Origin of the sequence: Streptomyces sp. NRRL S-340, from assembly GCF_000720185.1 — a bacterium.
Taxonomy (GTDB): Bacteria; Actinomycetota; Actinomycetes; order Streptomycetales; family Streptomycetaceae; genus Streptomyces.
The window spans coordinates 23183-41676 of record NZ_JOIY01000060.1; the positions used below are offsets into that span (position 1 = coordinate 23183).

Consider the following 18494-nt stretch of genomic DNA (forward strand, 5'->3'; position numbering starts at 1 on the left):
CCGACGCGGTGATCGATGCCGGTGAGGAACGACCCCGGAAACACCGAAGGCCGCCCCTCGGGCGGCCTTCGCGAAGTCTGGGATACGCGCAGTCAGCGGGCCGCCGGAGAAGCGGTCCACCACCAGTTCTGGATCTGGGTCGAGTGCGCGAACATGCCCGCACCCTACCGCATCCGGCCCGCACGCCGGGTCGCCCGGACGCACCACACCCGGTTTCCGCCGGGCACGGGCGGTGGAAGGACGGCGGGCGTCCGCACCCGCCCGACCGAGGAGCACACCATCTCCGCACCCCGCCCGCCCCGCGCCCTGGTCCTCCTGACCGCGCTGACCGCCTGCGCCGCCCTGGCCGCCGGCGCCACCTGCCTCCCGGCCGCCGCCCGCCCCGCGTCCGGCGGTGCCCCCGGCCCCGCGTCCGGCGCGACCAGGAACGTCGCCTACCGCGGCCACACGTTCACCGTCCCCGCCGACTGGCAGGTCGTCGACCTCACCGCCGACCCCACGGCCTGCGTCCGCTTCGACCGGCACGCCGTCTACCTCGGCGACCCGGCCGGGAACCAGGACTGCCCGGCCCGGGTCACCGGCCGCACCGAGGCCCTGTGGGTACGGCCCGCCACCACCACGAAGGCGGCCGTCACCGAGAACCGCACCGCCCACCTCTTCCACGCCACGGCCGCCGCCGAGGGGATCGCCGTCACCGCCCCCTACCGCGACGACCGGGCGACGGTCGAACGGGTGCTGGACAGCGCCGGGCTGCCCGTCGCCACCGCCCGCACCGAGACGGCCGACCCGGTGACCGACCCCGCCCAGTCCGTCCCGGCGCTGCCCGCCGACGCGACCGCCCACCGGGGAAAGGGCTTCGACACCTGCGCCGCGCCGGGCCAGAGCGCCATGGACGCCTGGAAGGCCGGCTCGCCCTACGGCGCCGTCGGCATCTACATCGGCGGCGTCAACCGCGGCTGCGCCCAGGCGAACCTGACCGCCGACTGGGTGCGCACGCAGTACACCAAGGGCTGGCGCGTCCTGCCGCTCTACGTCGGCCCGCAGCCCTCCGCGGGCGCCGGGAGCTGCGCGGACGACTGCGCCGCCATCACCGACCCGGCGGCGCAGGGCAGGGCCGCGGCCGAGGACGCGGCCGCCCAGGCCGGCGCGCTCGGGCTGGGCAAGGGCGCGGTGCTCTACAACGACCTGGAGCAGTACACGCCCGGCGCCGCCGTCACCGCCCGGGTCCTCGGCTACCTGGAGGCCTGGACCGGCCGGCTGCACGAGCTGGGCTACCGCTCCGGCGCCTACGGCAGCGTCTCGTCCCTCGTCGCCGACCTGGTCGGCAACGCCACCGGGACCACCTTGCCCGACGTGATCCACTTCGCGCACTGGAACGACGAGGCCGTCACCACGGACGCGGCCCTGCCCGCCGCCCTGTGGGCCGACGGGCAGCGGGTCCACCAGTACGCGGGCGACCGGACCGAGACGTACGGCGGGGCGAAGATCAACATCGACCGGGACCAGCTGGACGTGGGCACCGGCGCGTGAGCCGGGCGCGCGCGGGGTGTCCGCGACCGAGCGCCGTTCGTCTCACTTGATGAGCAGATGAAGGGACCCGCTGAGTGACCCCGTAGTGTTTGTGGTGTGACCGTGAACGCTAAGACCAGCGCGAGCGCTGGCAACACCTGGCGAAACCTGCCCGCGGCGCAGCAGCCCGAGTACCCCGACGCCGAGGCTCTGCGCGCAGTGATCGCGGACCTCGAGTCGTATCCGCCGCTCGTCTTCGCGGGCGAGTGCGACCAGCTGCGCGCCCGCATGGCGGCCGTCGCCAAGGGAGAGGCGTTCCTCCTCCAGGGCGGCGACTGCGCCGAGGCGTTCGACGCGGTGTCCGCGGACCACATCCGCAACAAGCTCAAGACCCTGCTCCAGATGGGCGCCGTGCTGACGTACGCCGCCTCGGTGCCGGTGGTGAAGGTCGGCCGGATCGCGGGCCAGTACTCCAAGCCGCGCTCCAAGCCGACCGAGACCCGCGACGGCGTGACGCTGCCGACCTACCGCGGCGACTCCGTCAACGGCTTCGACTTCACCGAGGCCGCCCGCGTCCCGGACCCGGAGCGGCTGAAGCGGATGTACCACGCCTCGGCCTCCACGCTGAACCTGGTGCGCGCCTTCACCACCGGCGGCTACGCCGACCTGCGCCAGGTGCACGCCTGGAACCAGGACTTCGTGAAGTCCTCCCCGTCCGGGCAGCGCTACGAGCAGCTCGCCCGCGAGATCGACAACGCGCTGAACTTCATGCGGGCCTGCGGCACCGACCCGGAGGAGTTCAAGACCGTCGAGTTCTACTCCTCGCACGAGGCGCTGCTGCTCGACTACGAGTCCGCGCTCACCCGCACCGACTCGCGCACCGGGCAGCTGTACGACGTCTCCGGGCACATGGTGTGGATCGGCGAGCGCACCCGGCAGCTCGACCACGCGCACATCGAGTTCGCCTCGAAGATCCGCAACCCGATCGGCGTCAAGCTCGGCCCGACCACGACGGCCGAGGAGGCGCTGCAGTACATCGAGCGCTTGGACCCGGACCGGGAGCCCGGCCGGCTGACCTTCATCGTCCGCATGGGCGCCGACAAGGTCCGCGACAAGCTGCCCGAGCTGGTCGAGAAGGTCACCGCCTCGGGCGCGACCGTGGCCTGGGTGACCGACCCGATGCACGGCAACACCTTCGAGGCGGCCTCCGGGCACAAGACCCGCCGCTTCGACGACGTGCTCGACGAGGTCAAGGGCTTCTTCGAGGTGCACAAGGAGCTGGGCACGCACCCCGGCGGCATCCACGTCGAGCTGACCGGTGACGACGTCACCGAGTGCGTGGGCGGCGGCGACGAGATCTTCGTCGACGACCTGCACCAGCGCTACGAGACGGCCTGCGACCCGCGGCTCAACCGCAGCCAGTCGCTCGACCTGGCCTTCCTCGTCGCGGAGATGTACCGGGACCAGTAGGCGCCGCGCCGGGGCCGCCGGAAGCCCGGGGCCCGTCGGTGCCGGACTGGGGCGCGGATCACACATGGTCCGCGCCCCACCCGCTTTCCCGGGTCCGGACCGAAAGGTAAGGTTAGGTTTGCCTCACCGAGAAGTCGGGGCGGCACCACTGATCGATCCCGGCGGGAGGTGAGCCGAACGTGTACGTCTGCAGTTGCTTCGGCATCACCGAGCAGCAGGTCAAGCAGCACGCGGAGAGCGGCGCCTGCACGCCCCGCCAGATCGCCTCGGCCTGCAAGGCGGGCACGGACTGCGGCGGCTGCGTCCGCCGCATCCAGGCCCTGCTCGGCCGGGGCGCGTGCCCGCGCCGGGAACTGATCGAACGGCGCGCCCCGGCGTTCGTGGAGCTCGGCCCCCAGGCGGCCGACGCCGCCGCACAGGCCGCCGACGCGGTCCCCGGGGAACTGGGCGACGCCGCCTAGCGGTCCGTCCGGCCGGCCACAGGCCCCCTCAGTGGGCGGAGAAGCCGCTGGTGCCCGGGCCCGACGAGTCCGGCTGGCTCTGCTCGATGACCGTCGACAGGTACAGCGCCTCGCCCAGCTTGTCGACCAGTTCCAGCTGGGTGTCCAGGTAGTCGATGTGGTGTTCCTCGTCGGCCAGGATCGCCTCGAAGACGTTCGCGGAGGTGATGTCGCCCTTCTCGCGCATCACGTCCACGCCCCGGCGCAGCCGGTCGATGGCCTCCACCTCGATCTGCCGGTCGGCCCGGAACATCTCGGTCACCGTCTGCCCGACCTGCACGTGGAAGAGCCGCTGGTAGTTGGGCAGACCGTCCAGGAGCAGGATCCGGTCGGTCAGGATCTCCGCGTGCCGCATCTCGTCGAACGACTCGGCCCGGGTGTACTCCGCGAGCTTCGACCACCCCTTGTGGTCCTGGAGCTTGGCGTGCAGGAAGTACTGGTTGATCGCGGTCAGCTCGGCGGTGAGCTGCTCGTTGAGCAGTTCGATGACCTCGGGGTCGCCTTGCATGCGGGTAACTCCTTCTGGCTGACGGGGGCTGACTGGACGGATACGGGCCGGTATAGACCGATATCCGCCGCATGATTTCACCGGCACCCACGGTCGTCCAGTAAGTGCACGCTTAGTGCGAGTTGTCCGTATCGGCGCGGGGCTGGTCCTGCGCACCCCGCCCGGTCTGTCAGGATGGAGGCATGGGTCAGCCGGTGGAACGCGCATCTGGGGAGGCGTCGGGAGCAGCGCCGGGAGCAGCGGCACAGCCGGGGCTTCCGCCGGGTCAGCGGCTGCAGCGGGGCTGGCCGGTCACGCACTACGGCCCGGTGCCGAAGTTCCGGCCCGAGCGCTGGGACTTCCGGGTCTTCGGCGCCACCGCCGACGGCGAGAAGCACTGCTGGAACCACGACGAGTTCACGGCCCTGCCGTACACCACCGTGGTCGCCGACCTGCACTGCGTCACGAAGTTCAGCATGCTCGGCGCCGAGTGGGGCGGCATCCCGGCCCGTACGATCCTGGACATCGCCCCGCCCGCGCCGGACGTCACCCATGTGATGGTCTGGGCGGAGTACGGCTTCAGCTCGAACCTGCGCCTGACGGACTTCACCGCCGACGGGACGCTGTTCGCCACCCACAAGGACGGGGAACTGCTGACCGCCGAGCACGGCTTCCCGCTCCGCCTGATCGTCCCCCACCTGTACGCCTGGAAAGGCCCCAAGTGGGTCCGCGGCGTGGAGTACATGACCGCGGACCGCCGCGGCTTCTGGGAGGAACGCGGCTACCACAACATCGGCGACCCCTGGCGGGAACAGCGCTACTCCTACCAGGAGGGACCGGGCGACGGCCCGGGGCTGTGACCGGGGACGGGGCACGCGTGCGCCCCGGGACGCGGCTGGTCGGGCGTGAGTCCGGACCGGGGTCCGGCCCTCGCCGGGTGCGGGCGCGGCTCAGCCGTCCCTGAGTTTCTTCAGGCGGGCCACGTCCGCGGCGTGCCCCTCCTTGCCGCCGGGCGTCTCGATGACCAGCGGAACGCCCGCGGTCGCCGGGTGGGTCATCAGGGCGCGGAAGGGATCCTCGCCGATGTGGCCGCCGCCGATGTTCTCGTGCCGGTCCTTGTGGGCGCCCACCACGTCCTTGGAGTCGTTGGCGTGGATCAGCTTCAGCCGGCCCTCGCCGACCGTGTCCACCAGCAGGTCGAGCGTCTGGTGCATGCCGTCCGGGCCGGTCAGGTCGTGCCCGGCGGCGAAGATGTGGCAGGTGTCCAGGCACACGCCCAGCTTCGGGTGGGCGTCCAGGGCCTCGAAGTACGGTCCGAAGTCCCAGGTGCGCGAGCACAGCGACGCGCCCTGTCCGGCGGTCGACTCCAGCAGCAGGTACGGATCGTCCTCACGGGTCAGCTCGTCGAGCAGCGGCAGCAGGTGCTCCCGTACCTGCTTCAGGGCCGGTGCGCGGTCCCGGCCGCCGGTGGCGCTCCCGGTGTGCACGACGACCCCGAGTGCGCCGATCTCCCGCCCCCGCCGCAGCGAGTGCCGCAGCGAGTGGACCGAGCGCTCCACGGTCGCCTCGGTGTGCGAGCCGAAGTTGATCAGGTACGGCGCGTGGACGTACGCCGGGACCGACGCCTCGGCGCAGGCCGCGCGGAACGCCTCGTCCTGGCGCGGGTCGCCGGTGGGCGTGGCCCAGCCGCGCGGGTTGGCGACGAAGACCTGCACGGTCTCGGCCTCCAGCTCACGGGCGTAGGACAGGCCCACGGAGTGGAGGCCGCCGGCCACCGGCACGTGGCCGCCGATCGGATTGCGGGCGGCGCCCGTGCGGGGAGGGGAAGCGGGGGACTGCTGACTGCTCACCCGTTCAGGGTGTCATGCGGCCCGTGGCCGGTGGCCGCGGACCGTCGTGATCCCCGTCTCGTCACCTGATGGTGATCTTTATCGTCGAGCCCTTCGGCGCCTGCTCGCCGCCCCGCACCGACTGCTTCTTGACGGTGTCGCCGAACAGACCGAGGAGCCCGCGGTCCTCCTCGACCTGGAAACCGGCGTCCTGGAGCGCCTTCTTCGCGTCGTCGACGCTGTCGCCCGTGACGTCGGGGACGTCGGCCATCTCCGGGCCCTTGGACAGCGTCAGCGTGACCGTGTCGCCCTCGGCCGCCCTGCCGTCGGGTCCCGGCGTCTGCCGCGCGACCTGGCCCTTGTCGAACTCGGAGTTGACCTGCTCGGACGCGATCGTCACCTTCAGGCCCGCGTCCTCCAGGTCGGACTTCGCCTGGTCCAGGTCCTCGCCCGTGACGTCCGGCACGTCCACCGGGCGGCCCCTGCTGACGACGAGCGCGATCGCCGAGCCCGCGTGGCGCGCGGTGCCCGTCCCCGGGTCCGTGCTGATCACCGAGCCCGCCTCTACGTCCTCGCTGAAGGCGCGGCTCACCATGCCCGGCTCCAGCCCGGCCTTCCTCAGCAGGTCCTGGGCCTCGTCCAGCGGGCGGCCCCCGAGGTCCGGCACCTTCACGGTCTCCGGGCCGTCGGAGACGGTGAGGGTCACCGAGTCGTGGCTGCGGATCCGGGCGCCCGCCGCCGGGTCGGTACTGATGACCGTGCCGCGCTTGACGGTGTCGCTGTAGGCGTGCTTGACGTCCTTGACGTCGAGACCGGTGTCCCTGAGCCGCTCGCGGGCCTGCGCCTCGGTCTTCGCCAGCAGCGGCGGCACCTTCGTGAACTGGCCGGAGTTGATGTACCAGACGCCCCCGCCCAGGGCGAGGACGAGCAGTACGGCGGCGACGACCGTCAGCACCAGCCGCCGGGGCCGCCGGGCCGGGCGCCGGGGCGCGAGGGCCGCGGGCGCCTCCAGGCGGCTGGTGCGGTGCAGCGCGGCCCCCGCCGCGGCGTCCTCGTCGTCCTCGTTGACGGGCAGCGGGCGCGGCATCGTCAGCGCGCGCGGGATCACGCTCGTGCGGTCCTGCGCGTTGTCGTGCTCAGCGCTGCGGGCCTGCGGCGGCAGGGCGTCCAGCTGCTGCGCGGTGAGCGCCGCCCGGGCCTGCCGGGTCCGGGCGAGCAGCGCCACCGCGTCGTGCGGCCGCACGTCCGGGGTGCGCGCGGTGGCCGCCGCGACCAGCTCGTCCAGTCCGACGGGCAGCCCGGGGACCGCGGCGGACGGGGCCGGCACGTCCTCGTGCAGGTGCTGGTACAGCACCTGGGCGGGACTGTCGCCCGGGTGGGGCTTGGCGCCGGTCAGCATCTCGTACAGCACCACACCGCACGCGTACACGTCGACCCGGGGGTCGGCGGTGCCCTGCTCGATCTGCTCGGGGGCGAGGTAGGAGACGGTGCCGAGGACGGCGCCGGTGGTGCTGGTGACCGAGTCCACGGCCCGGACCAGTCCGAAGTCGGCGACCTTGACCCGGCCGTCGTCCCCTATCAGGACGTTCTCCGGCTTCATGTCGCGGTGCACGAACCCGGCGCGGTGCGCCGCGCCGAGCGCCGCGAGCACCGGCTCCAGGATGTCCAGCGCGGCCCGCGGCTGCAGCGCCCCGCGCTCGCGCAGCACGTCCCGCAGCGTGCAGCCGGCGATGTACTCCATGGCCAGGTAGACGTACGACCCGTCGGTGCCCTGGTCGAAGACCTGCACGACGTTCGGGTGGTCCAGGCGGGCCACCGACTTGGCCTCCCGGATGAACCGCTCCACGAACGACCCGTCGGCGGCGAGCGCCGGGTGCATCACCTTGAGGGCGAGCACCCGGTCCAGGCGGGTGTCCAGGCCCCGGTAGACCGTGGCCATCCCGCCGACGGCGATCCGCGCGTCGACGCGATACCGGCCGTCGAGCACCTGCCCGACGAGAGGGTCCTGAAGGGTCGTATCCACGCAGGGGAGTCTACGAGCCGCCACGGACACCCGAGCCGCCGAGCGGCGCTCCGCGGCGGGACTGCAGCCGACCTGTGACGCTTCCCACGCGCGCGGGCGGCGAGCCGGGGGCGTGCGCGGGGCGCGCAGGCGAGGCGCGTTCTCGGGCGGCAATCGCGGCCCCCTCCCTGTGCGAGGGGGGCCGCGGAAGACCGGGGGCGCCTGACCGGCTTCAGAAGGCCGGGCGTTCCGGGTCCAGGTCGGCCAGGCCCTCCACCGGGGACGAGGCCTCGGCGAAGTGGCGCCGCGGGATGCGGCCCGCCAGCCGGGCCAGGCGGCCGGCCGTCACCGCGTGCCGCATCGCCTCGGCCATGACCGCCGGCTCCTGCGCCCGCGTCACCGCGGAGGCGAGCATCACGCCCGCGCACCCCAGCTCCATGGCCAGCGCCACGTCCGAGGCCGTGCCGGCGCCCGCGTCCAGGATCACCGGCACGCGCGCGTGCTCCACGATCAGCTGGAAGTTGTGCGGGTTGCGGATCCCGAGCCCGGAGCCGATGGGCGAGCCCAGCGGCATGACCGCGGCGCAGCCGACGTCCTCCAGCTTCCGGGCGAGCACCGGGTCGTCGTTCGTGTACGGCAGCACCGTGAAGCCGTCGTCGACCAGGGTCTCCGCCGCGTCCAGCAGTTCGATCGGGTCCGGCAGCAGGGTGCGCTCGTCGGCGATGACCTCCAGTTTGACCAGGTCGGTGCCGAGCGCCTCCCGGGCGAGCCGGGCCGTGAGCACCGCCTCGCCCGCCGTGAAGCAGCCCGCCGTGTTGGGCAGCACCCGGATGCCGAGCTTCTCCAGCACGGACAGCACGGAGCCGTGCACGGAGGGGTCCACCCGGCGCATCGCGACCGTGGTCAGCTCCGTGCCCGAGGCCACCAGGGAGCGTTCGAGAACGTCCAGGCTGGGCGCACCGCCGGTGCCCATGATCAGCCGGGACGTGAAGGACGTACCACCGAGGACGAAGGGGTCGTCGGCCATGGGTCAGCCTCCTTGGACGGCGGTGAGGATCTCGACGCGGTCGCCCTCGGCCAGGGCCGTGGAGGGCCACCGGTCGCGCGGGACGACGGTCTCGTTGAGGGCGGCGGCCACGCCCGAGGGCGCCGCGGTCAGGGTCCGTACGACGGCGTCGAGGGCCGTGCCGGGCGCGAACTCGCGCGGCTCGCCGTTGACGGAGATGCGGACGGGGGTGCTCATGCGGGCTGCTCCGTGAGGGTGGCGGCGTGGAAACGCCGCGGGCTGAAGGGGCGGGCCTCGTCCGGCAGCTCGCCGGTGGCCAGGACGTGCGCCATGACGTCACCGGTGACCGGGGTGAGCAGCACACCGTTGCGGTAGTGCCCGGTGGCCACCAGCAGTCCGTCCAGACCGGTCGGGCCGAGCAGTGGCGCGTTGTCGGGGGAGCCGGGGCGCAGCCCGGCGCGGGTCTCGGTCAGCGGCAGCTCGGTGATGCCGGGCACCAGCTCGTGCGCGTCGCGCAGCAGCTCGTAGACGCCGCCCGCCGTCACCGTGGTGTCCCAGCCCAGTTCCTCGCTGGTGGCCCCGACGACCAGCTCGCCGCTGAGCCGCGGCACCAGGTAGAGGTGGCCGCCGCGCACCACGGCCCGCACCGTGCGGCTCAGGAACGGCGCGTACCGCTGCGGCACGGTCAGCCGGAGCACCTGCCCCTTCACCGGCCGCACCGGCGGCAGCAGGTCGTCCGGGACCCCCGCGAGGCGTCCGCTGAGGCTGCCGGCGGCCAGTACCACCTGCCCGGCGCCGAGCGCGGTGCCCTCGCGCAGCACGCAGCCCGTGGCCCGCTCCCGTTCGACGGTGAGCCGCTCGGCCCAGGCGCGGTGGAAGACCACGCCCGCGTGCTCGCAGGCCACGACCAGGGCGGCGGCCAGCCGCCGCGGGTCGATCTGGTGGTCGCCGTCCACCCGGAGCCCGCCGCGCACGCCCGGCGCGAGCATCGGCTCCAGGCGCCGGCACTCGCGCCCCGACAGCCACTCCGACTCCAGCCCCGAGCGGCGTTGCAGGGCGTGCAGTTCCCGCAGGTGGGCGCGGTCGTCGGCGTCCAGCGCGACGGCCAGCGTGCCGCACCTGCGGTAGCCGAGGTCGTGGCCGGTCAGTTCGGTCAGCTCGGCCGCGAAGTCCGGGTAGCGGCGGGCCGAGGCCAGGTTCAGGCCGAGCAGGGTCTCCTCGCCGTAGTGCAGTTCCGTGACGGCGGCCAGCATCCCGGCGGCCACCTGCGCCGCACCGCCGCCCGGCTCGGGGTCCACCACGGCCGCGGAGAGCCCACGCCGGGCCGCGCGCCAGGCGGTCACGAGCCCGATGATCCCGCCCCCGACGACGAGGACGTCAGACGTACGTGGCAACGACATGGGCGTCCAGCCCCTCCCTTCGCCGGCATGACCCGGATCAGGTTCGTACGGTCGGAGGCCGCCAGCCTCCCTCTCAGCCCGGTGCGTCCGGGCTCCCGCGAGTGCTTGTACGGTGGCCACCCTAGTCCTTGGAGCAGCGCTTTTGTAAGGGAGCCTCCCGTATGCCGCCCTCGCTGGACGGTCTCGTCCTCGCCCCCGTCGCCGACCAGGCCCCCGGCCAGGTGGGCACCCGGACCCGCTTCACCTACCACGAACGGGGCGGGGAGATATGGGCCGAGTACGCGGGCGGCGACGTCGTCCGCGGTCACCTGGTGGGCACCAGGGAGGGCGACCGGCTCGACTTCCGTTACGTCCAGCTCAAGCACGACGGCACGACCTCCTCGGGGCACTGCGTCTCCACGGTGGTCGAACTGCCCGACGGCCGGGTGCGGCTGGAGGAGACGTGGGAGTGGGAGTCGCAGGCGGGGAGCGGCACGAGCGTGGTGGAACAGGTGGGTGACTGACGGCGGCGGGCGCGGCGCGGCTCCGGCGGGGGCATGACATGACCTCGGCCGGGTGACAGGGAATCGGCGGGCGTGGCACGGCCTCGACCGTGTGACACGGACGCGGCGGGCGTTGTGGAGCACGTCACTCCGCACGCCCCCTGACTGACTGAACGTCAGCTGACTATGGTGATCAGGTGAGCGAGCAGACGCAGGAACAGGGCACGGCTCAGCCGCGGCGCGTGGTCGTCGCCGGCGCGGGCATGGCCGGTGTGCAGACCGCGGTCGCCCTGCGCGAGCAGGGCTTCACCGGCACGATCACCCTGATCGGCGCCGAACCCCACCAGCCCTACGACCGGCCACCGCTGTCCAAGGCCGTCCTGCTCGGCAAGGCCGAGGGGTCCGCCTTCGACGTCGACTTCGAGGCGCTCGGCCTGGAGCTGCGGCTCGGCTGCGAGGCCCTGGCCGTCCGCTCGGAGGCGCATGTGCTCGACACCTCCGAGGGACCCGTCCCCTACGACGTCCTCGTCCTCGCCACCGGCGCCGAGCCGGTGCGGCTGCCCGGCGCGGAGGACGTCCCCGGCGTACACCTGCTGCGGACCCTGGACGACGCCGAACGGCTGCGGCCGGTCCTCGCCGAGCAGCACGACGTCGTCGTGGTCGGCGCCGGCTGGATCGGCGCCGAGTTCGCCACGGCCGCGCGCGAGGCGGGCTGCGCGGTGACGGTCGTGGAGGCCGCCGACCGGCCGCTGGCCGGTGTGCTGCCCGCCGAGGTGGCCGCTCCGATGACCGCCTGGTACGCCGACAGCGGCACCGCGCTGCGCACCCGCGCGCGCGTGGCACGCGTCGAGCCCGGCGCGGTCGTGCTCGACGACGGGTCACGGCTGCCCGCGGGCGCCGTCGTCGTCGGCATCGGCGCCCGCCCCGCGACCGCGTGGCTGGCGGGCTCCGGCGTCGAGCTGGGCGAGCGCGGAGAGGTGCTCGCCGACGACCACCTGCGCACCAGCGCGGCGGACGTGTACGCGGTCGGCGACTGCGCCTCCTTCCCGTCGGGCCGGTACGGCGAACGCCTGCTCGTCCACCACTGGGACAACGCGCTCCAGGGCCCGCGCACGGTCGCCGCCAACGTGATCGGCCTGACCCCGGCCGTCTACGACCCGGTGCCGTACTTCTGGTCCGAGCAGTTCGGCCGCTTCGTGCAGTACGCCGGCCACCACACCGCGGCCGACGCCACCGTCTGGCGCGGCGAGCCCTCCGGCCCGGCCTGGACGGTGTGCTGGCTGCGCGACACCCGGCTGGTCGCCCTGTTGGCGGTCGGCCGCCCGCGGGATCTCGCCCAGGGCCGACGGCTGATCGAGGCCGGTGCGGTGATGGACGCGGGGCTGCTGGCGGACCCGTCGAGGCCGCTGAAGGCGGCCACCGCGTAGCCCGCTCGCCGGACGGTCTCCGCCCAGGTGGACGGGGTCGGCTTCCGAGTGTCAGTGGCAGATGGCACGCTTGGTCCCGTGACCGAGATTGACGCGAAGACCGATGCGCTCGTCCCCGCCTGGCTGACCCTGCCCGACATCGCCGAGATGCTCGGCGTCGACGTGACGCGTGTGCGGCAGCTGGTCAAGGAGGGCCAGCTCATCGCCGTACGCCGTGGTGAGAACCGCGCGCTGCACGTCCCCGCCGCCTTCATCGACGGGGACAAGGTCGTCAAGGGCCTGTCCGGGACCCTGACGCTCCTGCGGGACGACGGCTTCACGGTCGAAGAGATGATCGAGTGGCTCTTCACCCCCGACCCGACCCTGCCCGGCACCCCCGCCCAAGCCCTGAGCGAGAATCGCGGCACGGAGGTGAAGCGCCGCGCCCAGGCGCTCGCCGTCTGACCCCGGGCGCCACCGACAGGGCGGCCCGCCGGCAGGGCCGCCCGCTGCCCGGACCGAACCGTTCGTCCGGCGTGCGGGTGCCGCCGCCGTGGACCGGGCCCCGCCCGGGCCCCGGAGCCGCGGCCCGTACGCCGTCGAAACCACCGCAACCCACCACGGGGGGACCCACGCATGTCCGACACCGCCGCAGCCGCCGCCCGCGCCCGCCTGGCCGACGCGCGCCTGTACCTGTGCACGGACGCCCGCAGGGACCGCGGCGACCTGCCCGAGTTCCTGGACGCCGTGCTCGCGGGCGGCGTCGACATCGTGCAGCTGCGCGACAAGGGCATGGAGGCCGGGGAGGAACTGGAGCACCTCGCGGTGTTCGCCGACGCCTGCGCCCGCCACGGCCGGCTGCTCGCGGTCAACGACCGCGCGGACGTCGCACACGCCGCCCGCGCCGACGTGCTGCACCTCGGCCAGGGCGACCTGCCGGTCCCCGCCGCGCGCGCGATCCTCGGTGACGACGTCCTGATCGGCCGCTCCACGCACGCCGGGTCCGAGGCCGCCGCGGCCGCCGCGCAGGACGGCGTGGACTACTTCTGCACGGGCCCCTGCTGGCCCACCCCGACCAAGCCCGGCCGTCACGCGCCCGGCCTCGACCTGGTCCGCTCCACCGCCTCCCTCGGTACCGACCGCCCCTGGTTCGCCATCGGCGGCATCGACCTCGGCAACCTCGACCAGGTGCTGGAGGCGGGCGCCCGGCGCGTCGTCGTGGTGCGGGCGATCACCGAGGCCGACGACCCGGGAGCGGCCGCGGCCGAGTTCTCGAAGCGGCTGCGGCAGGCCTGACCGGGCCGACCGCCGGCGATCACCGGGGCGCCCCGGGAGCCGGTGCGCCGAAGTGTCCACGGAGTGGACAACAAGTCGGCAAATCGGGCAAAACACCAGCGTTCGGTTGGGGGACCGCCACACCCTGGCTAACCTGCGGGTATGGCCCTCGGCACCGCATCCACCAGGTCGGACCACGCCCGCACCGTCCGCGACATGCTCGCGACCGGCAAGACGACGTATTCCTTCGAGTTCTACGCCCCCAAGACCCCGAAGGGCGAGCGGAACCTGTGGAACGCGCTGCGCCGGGTCGAGGCCGTGGCGCCCGACTTCGTCTCCGTGACCTACGGCGCGGGCGGCTCGACCCGCGCGGGCACGGTCAAGGCGACCGAGGCCATCGCGTCGGACACCACCCTCACCCCGATCGCCCACCTCACCGCCGTCGACCACTCCGTGGCCGACCTGCGCAACATCATCGGGCAGTACGCCGACGCCGGGATCCGCAACATGCTGGCACTGCGCGGCGACCCGCCCGGCGACCCGATGGGCGAGTGGGTGCCGCACCCCCGCGGACTGCGCTACGCCGCCGAACTCGTCGAACTGATCAAGACGTCCGGCGACTTCTGCGTCGGCGTCGCGGCCTTCCCCGCGATGCACCCGCGCTCCGCCGACGCGGAGACCGACGTCCGCCACTTCGTCGACAAGTGCCGCGCGGGCGCCGACTACGCCATCACACAGATGTTCTTCCACCCGGAGGACTACCTGCGGCTGCGCGACCGGGTCGCCGCCGCCGGCTGCGAGACGCCGATCATCCCCGAGGTCATGCCGATCGCCGGCGCCAAGACGCTCGCGCGGATCCCGTCCCTCACCAACGCGGCCTTCCCGGACGCCCTGAAAGAGCGGATCCTCGCGGCGAAGGACGATCCGGCCGCTGTACGCTCCATTGGCATCGACTTCGCCACCGAGTTCTGCGCGCGGCTGCTGGCCGAAGGAGTGCCCGGGCTGCACTTCATCACGCTCAACAACTCCACGGCGACACTGGAAATCTACGAGAACCTGGGTCTGCACCACCCGCCGCAGGCCTAGACCGGTCGCACCCCTGTACGACACACTGCGGAGCGACCACTGGGAGAGGGGCGTACATGGGCTGGGCGGTCCTCTACATCGCGTTCGGCGGTGTCGCGCTGTGGTTGCTCGGCGAGGTGCTGTTGCAGTACAAGGCGCGCCTGCGCTGGCGGCTGCTCGCCTTCGGCGGCTTCCTCTGCGTCGTGCTCGGTGTGCTGATGCCCTCCGTCCTGGTGATCGCCCTGGGGGCGATCGCGTTCGCCGTCGGGCAGACCTTCGTGACGCTGTCCTTCCGCCGCGGTTTCGTCGCGGGCTGGGCGGTGCGCCACCCGGGCGCCGAGGCCACCGGCAGCAAGCGCCGCCGCGGCCGGGGCGGCCGCAAGGACCCGGCCCCCGACGCCGCGGGCCCTGACGCCGTCGACGGCGCATCCGCCGAGCCGGTGGGCGAGGAGGGGCCGGCCGACGCGGAGGGCGCGGACGGCCGGTCCGTGCACGGCGGCCCGGCGTACGGGCGCGACGACGACGAGCACGACGACGTCTTCACCCCCGCCCGCCCCCTGGAGCCCACGGCCGCCGAGTCCACGGCGGTGTACGCGCCCCAGCCCCTGCCCGACGACACCGGCTCCTACGGCGTCTACGGCGACTTCGGCGGCCAGTCCGGCCAGTCCGGCCAGTCCGGCGGGGCCACCCCGGACCCGTACGCCACCACCGCCCAGGGCTCCGACGCGGGCTACGGGTACGACTACTCCGGGTACACGCAGCAGGGTTACGGCTACGACGGCACGGGCCAGCAGCAGTACGCCGCCTACTCGGACCCGTACATCGGCACCCAGACCTACGACGGCGCCCCCTACACCGGCGGCTACGGCCAGCAGGGCTACGGCACCCAGGAGCCGTACGCCCCGGGCGGGTACGGCGGGGAGACCCCGGCCGGCGGGGTGTGGGTCCCGCAGCAGCGCGCCGATGACCCCTACGGCGGGGAACTCCCGGCGGAGCAGACCTACCCGTACCAGGGCAACGGCCAGGGCGGCACCGCCCCAGGGCAAGGCCAGGGACAGGGCCAGGGACAGCACGGCGCGGGCCACGACGAGCAGTACCGTTTCTGAAACGGCCTCACGAGTTCCGACGGGCTTCCGGTTCCGCACCGGGGTTCCGGTTTTCCACCGGGGTTCCGGTTCCCACCGGGGTTCTGGTCTCCCACCTGGGTTCCGGTTTCCGACCGGGCTTCGGGGTCCGTGCCGGGCGATCGGTCGCTTGCGGGGCTTCCGGTCCCGTGCCGGACCACCGGGCCGCGCCGGGGAGCCGGCCTCGCGCCGGACCATCGGTCCCGCGCCGAGGTGCGGGCCTCGCGTCGGACCATCGGCCTCGCGCCGGGCGTCCGGTCCCGTGCGGGCTCACTGGGAGCCGCGGAACTCCGGTCCCTCGACGACGAGTCCGGCCACCAGCGCCCCCGACATCCCGGCGTGCGGCAGACCGCCCCCGGGATGGGACCAGCCGCCCACCGTGTAGAGGCCCTCGACCCGCGTCGAGTTCGCCGGGTGCAGCAGCCGCCCGCCGGCCGAGGCCAGCGCCGGTGCGGGCACGGCGCCGCCCGCGGCGCCCGTCACCCGCTCGATGTCGGCGGGGGTGCGCACCTCGTGCCACAGCAACCGGTCGCGGAGACCGGGCACGGCACGGTCGGCCACCCCGATCATCCGCGCGACACGGTCCTCCACGGACCCCTGCTCCATCTCGCCCGCCGGGACCGTGGCCGTGAGCGTGACCGCCTCGTGGGCGGCGTCGGGCACCAGCGCCGGGTCACCGGGACGCAGCACGGTGACGGTCGCGTCCGAAGCCGCCACCGGAGCCGTGCCGAACAGGCCGTCCAACTCGGCGTCGCGGTCCCGCGCGTGCACGACGGTGCGGTGGGCCGTCCCCTCGGGACGGCCACCGCGCAACGCCAGCAGCACGGTCAGCCGGCTCGGCGCGCCCCGCTGGGGCGGCACCGCGCCCTCGCCCCGGAGCGCCGCCCCGGGGGTGAGGCCGCTCAGCGTCCCGGGCGCCACACCGGCGACCACGTACTCCGCGTCCGCCGTGCCCCCCGTGGCCAGCTCCACGCCCGTCACGCGGCCGTCCTTCTCGGTGATCCGCGTGACCTCGGCGCCGAAGACGAACTCGACCCGGCGCGCCACACACCGCTCGTACACCGCCCGGGCCAGCTCCCGCAGTCCGCCGCGGACGTACCACATGCCGAACGCGTGCTCCATGTACGGCAGCACGGCGGCGCTCGCCGGAGCGGTCCGGGGATCGAGGCCGTACGCGAGGGCGTGGCTCTCCAGCAGCGCGGCCAGGCGCGGATCGCGCAGCTCCCAGGCACCGACCTCCGCGAGCGTGCCCGCCCGCCGGGTGCGCAGCAGACGCTTGTGCGGCACCGCCGGATAGGGCTCCCGCTCGGCGAGCACCTGCCAGTCGGGCCACAGCGGCTCTTCGAGGAGGGGGCGGCGGGTGCGGTCCCAGGCTTCGCGCGCCCGGACCAGGAAATCGCCCCAGCGCTGCCCGGCGCCCGCGCCGAGTGCCTCGTCCAGGGCCGCGACGACACCCGCGCGGGACGCGTTCGGCAGGGAGACCTCGGTGCCGTCCGCGAAGACGTGCCGGGCCGCGGGGTCGACCTGGACCAGCTCGACGCGGTCCTCCAGGGGCTCCTTGCCGGTCTTCACGAACAGGTCGCGGTAGACCGCGGGCAGCGGGAGCAGGCCGGGACCGGTGTCGAAGGCGAAACCGTCGCGCTCGAAGCGGCGCACCGCCCCGCCGTACGTCTCCGTCCGCTCGTACACCGTCACCCGGTGGCCCGCGACGGCCAGCCGGGCAGCCGCCGCCATCGCGCCCGTCCCGGCGCCGATCACCGCAATCCCTGCCATGCCCGCGACTTTAGCGACCACCGCTGACAATCCCGGCCCTGGGGCCGGTGACCAGCGGCTTTCCGGCTGGCTCACAACGGGTGGGGCGGGTGCCCGGGGACCTGCGCGCAGGGCTGAGTACCTGTACCTAGGCGGCGAGATGAGTACCTGCGCGGATGGGCCCCGACCTGCGCGGACGAGAGAGTGGAGGCACGGGAAGGGGCACGGCACCGGTACCGCCGGCACGGGGCGGCGGAACGGCGCCGCCCTGGACCGCTCCTTCCGCCGGCTCGCGTCGGCGGGAGCGAGGCACGGGGGAGCCCGGAGCCGACCGAACGGGGTCCGACGGGGGAACGGGGGACACGGGGGAACGGGTTCGGGGGAGCAGGAGGGGCGCCGGTGCGTGGTGGCCCGCGGTGACGCGGCCACGGCGCACCGGCGCCCTCGTCTCAGCGGAGGCCGCTCACCCTGCCCTGGAGGAGCCTGGACAGCGCGGCGTGGACGTCGTCCAGGGAGCGCTCCGGCTGGAACGCCTTCCAGTCCAGGGCGGCCACCAGCACCATGCCGACCAGCGCGGCGGCGGTCAGCGGCACATCGATCTCCTCGCTGAACTCGCCGCTCGCCACCCCGTCGCGCAGCACGTCCTCGACGACCGCGACCGCCTGCCGCCGGACCACCATGAGCGTGGACTGCCAGGCCCGGTTGGTGCGCCACAGTTCCGCCACGTACAGCTGGGTGAAGGCGGGATAGCGGTCGATGAAGACGAGGCCGGCCCGGATCATGGCGTCCAGCGCGTCGACCCGGCCGCCGCCCTCCCGTGCCGCGCCCTCGGCCGCCTGCTGGAGGGAGGCGGTGAGAAGGCCCACGCCGTGCCGCAGCAACTCCTCGAAGAGGACGGACTTGCTGGCGAAGTTGTAGTAGACCGTGCCCTTGGCGACCCCGGCCCGCTCGGCGATCTCGTCCACCGTGGTCGCGGAGAAGCCCTGTTCGGCGATGAGGGTGACGGCCGCCTCGTAGAGCTTCTGCCGGGTGGCCTCGCGGCGGGTACGGCCGCCCGACGTGGCGCTGCTGCTTTCCATGGCCCTGATTGTCACAGGAGCACGTTGCCCGCCGACCGGCGCCACCGGCGTCACCAGTGCGTCGGCCGGCGGGCGGGGCGGGGGCGGCTGCGGCAGGGGGGGCGGGCG

19 protein-coding genes and 1 riboswitch are annotated in these 18494 nt (G+C 73.9%); of the genes, 10 read left to right on the plus strand and 9 right to left on the minus strand.

Features of this window, described 5'->3' with window-relative positions; translation table 11 throughout:
- Positions 1–92: 92 nt before the first annotated feature.
- A complete protein-coding gene (locus tag IG64_RS43390; protein WP_107474434.1) occupies positions 93–155 on the minus strand; it encodes a trp operon leader peptide in 63 nt (20 codons plus the stop codon).
- Between IG64_RS43390 and IG64_RS33820 the strand changes: the two genes are divergently transcribed.
- The 3 genes from IG64_RS33820 to IG64_RS33830 all read left to right on the plus strand — a co-directional run bounded on the left by IG64_RS33820 (position 154) and on the right by IG64_RS33830 (position 3440).
- Entirely contained in the window at positions 154–1530 is a 1377-nt protein-coding gene (locus IG64_RS33820) for a glycoside hydrolase domain-containing protein (protein WP_078884376.1), read from the plus strand. The genes IG64_RS43390 and IG64_RS33820 overlap by 2 nt on opposite strands.
- 96 nt (positions 1531–1626) lie before the next feature.
- Positions 1627–2979: a class II 3-deoxy-7-phosphoheptulonate synthase gene (locus tag IG64_RS33825; protein WP_037863441.1), complete on the plus strand. Its 1353-nt coding sequence runs from the start codon at positions 1627–1629 to the stop codon at positions 2977–2979.
- Positions 2980–3158: 179 nt separating this feature from the next.
- On the plus strand, positions 3159–3440 hold the full coding sequence (locus IG64_RS33830; protein ID WP_037863443.1) for a (2Fe-2S)-binding protein: 282 nt from the start codon (positions 3159–3161) through the stop codon (positions 3438–3440).
- 28 nt (positions 3441–3468) lie between these two features.
- Here IG64_RS33830 and bfr read toward each other — a convergent pair whose 3' ends face one another.
- On the minus strand, positions 3469–3987 hold the full coding sequence (gene bfr, locus IG64_RS33835) for a bacterioferritin (protein ID WP_037863445.1): 519 nt from the start codon (positions 3985–3987) through the stop codon (positions 3469–3471).
- 182 nt (positions 3988–4169) lie between these two features.
- Here bfr and IG64_RS33840 point away from each other — a divergent pair, with 182 nt between their 5' ends.
- Entirely contained in the window at positions 4170–4826 is a 657-nt protein-coding gene (locus IG64_RS33840; protein WP_037863447.1) for a sulfite oxidase-like oxidoreductase, read from the plus strand.
- Between the two features lie 90 nt (positions 4827–4916).
- Here IG64_RS33840 and IG64_RS33845 read toward each other — a convergent pair whose 3' ends face one another.
- From IG64_RS33845 to thiO, 5 genes are all read right to left on the minus strand, one after another.
- Positions 4917–5816: a deoxyribonuclease IV gene (locus IG64_RS33845; RefSeq protein ID WP_037863448.1), complete on the minus strand. Its 900-nt coding sequence runs from the start codon at positions 5814–5816 to the stop codon at positions 4917–4919.
- A gap of 61 nt (positions 5817–5877) precedes the next feature.
- Positions 5878–7818, minus strand: a complete 1941-nt coding sequence (pknB, locus tag IG64_RS33850; RefSeq protein ID WP_037863449.1) for a Stk1 family PASTA domain-containing Ser/Thr kinase — start codon at positions 7816–7818, stop codon at positions 5878–5880.
- Between the two features lie 211 nt (positions 7819–8029).
- Positions 8030–8824: a thiazole synthase gene (locus IG64_RS33855; protein WP_037863451.1), complete on the minus strand. Its 795-nt coding sequence runs from the start codon at positions 8822–8824 to the stop codon at positions 8030–8032.
- Positions 8825–8827: 3 nt separating this feature from the next.
- Positions 8828–9040, minus strand: a complete 213-nt coding sequence (gene thiS, locus IG64_RS33860; RefSeq protein WP_037863453.1) for a sulfur carrier protein ThiS — start codon at positions 9038–9040, stop codon at positions 8828–8830.
- The gene (gene thiO, locus IG64_RS33865) at positions 9037–10203 is read right to left on the minus strand and encodes a glycine oxidase ThiO (protein ID WP_037863456.1); all 1167 of its coding nucleotides are present in this window, start codon (positions 10201–10203) and stop codon (positions 9037–9039) included. Before thiO ends, thiS begins: the two co-directional genes overlap by 4 nt.
- Positions 10201–10312, minus strand: a riboswitch (TPP riboswitch). Its footprint overlaps the gene before it by 3 nt.
- 52 nt (positions 10313–10364) lie before the next feature.
- Here thiO and IG64_RS33870 point away from each other — a divergent pair.
- The 6 genes from IG64_RS33870 to IG64_RS33895 all read left to right on the plus strand — a co-directional run bounded on the left by IG64_RS33870 (position 10365) and on the right by IG64_RS33895 (position 15537).
- Positions 10365–10706 (plus strand): hypothetical protein, encoded by a 342-nt coding sequence (locus IG64_RS33870; RefSeq protein WP_037863459.1) that lies wholly within the window; start codon positions 10365–10367, stop codon positions 10704–10706.
- A gap of 176 nt (positions 10707–10882) precedes the next feature.
- On the plus strand, positions 10883–12112 hold the full coding sequence (locus IG64_RS33875; RefSeq protein WP_199811708.1) for an NAD(P)/FAD-dependent oxidoreductase: 1230 nt from the start codon (positions 10883–10885) through the stop codon (positions 12110–12112).
- A 78-nt stretch (positions 12113–12190) separates the two neighbouring features.
- Positions 12191–12556, plus strand: coding sequence for an Rv2175c family DNA-binding protein (locus tag IG64_RS33880; RefSeq protein WP_037863461.1), 366 nt, complete (start codon positions 12191–12193; stop codon positions 12554–12556).
- A gap of 171 nt (positions 12557–12727) precedes the next feature.
- Positions 12728–13387 (plus strand): thiamine phosphate synthase, encoded by a 660-nt coding sequence (gene thiE / locus IG64_RS33885; protein WP_037863463.1) that lies wholly within the window; start codon positions 12728–12730, stop codon positions 13385–13387.
- A gap of 141 nt (positions 13388–13528) precedes the next feature.
- On the plus strand, positions 13529–14452 hold the full coding sequence (gene metF / locus IG64_RS33890; RefSeq protein WP_037863464.1) for a methylenetetrahydrofolate reductase [NAD(P)H]: 924 nt from the start codon (positions 13529–13531) through the stop codon (positions 14450–14452).
- A gap of 56 nt (positions 14453–14508) precedes the next feature.
- On the plus strand, positions 14509–15537 hold the full coding sequence (locus IG64_RS33895; RefSeq protein ID WP_037863467.1) for a hypothetical protein: 1029 nt from the start codon (positions 14509–14511) through the stop codon (positions 15535–15537).
- 288 nt (positions 15538–15825) lie between these two features.
- Here the strand turns inward: IG64_RS33895 and IG64_RS33900 are convergent, their stop codons facing one another.
- On the minus strand, positions 15826–17328 hold the full coding sequence (locus IG64_RS33900; RefSeq protein ID WP_037863469.1) for a phytoene desaturase family protein: 1503 nt from the start codon (positions 17326–17328) through the stop codon (positions 15826–15828).
- A gap of 428 nt (positions 17329–17756) precedes the next feature.
- Positions 17757–18386, minus strand: coding sequence for a TetR/AcrR family transcriptional regulator (locus IG64_RS33905; RefSeq protein ID WP_037863471.1), 630 nt, complete (start codon positions 18384–18386; stop codon positions 17757–17759).
- Positions 18387–18494: the final 108 nt, after the last annotated feature.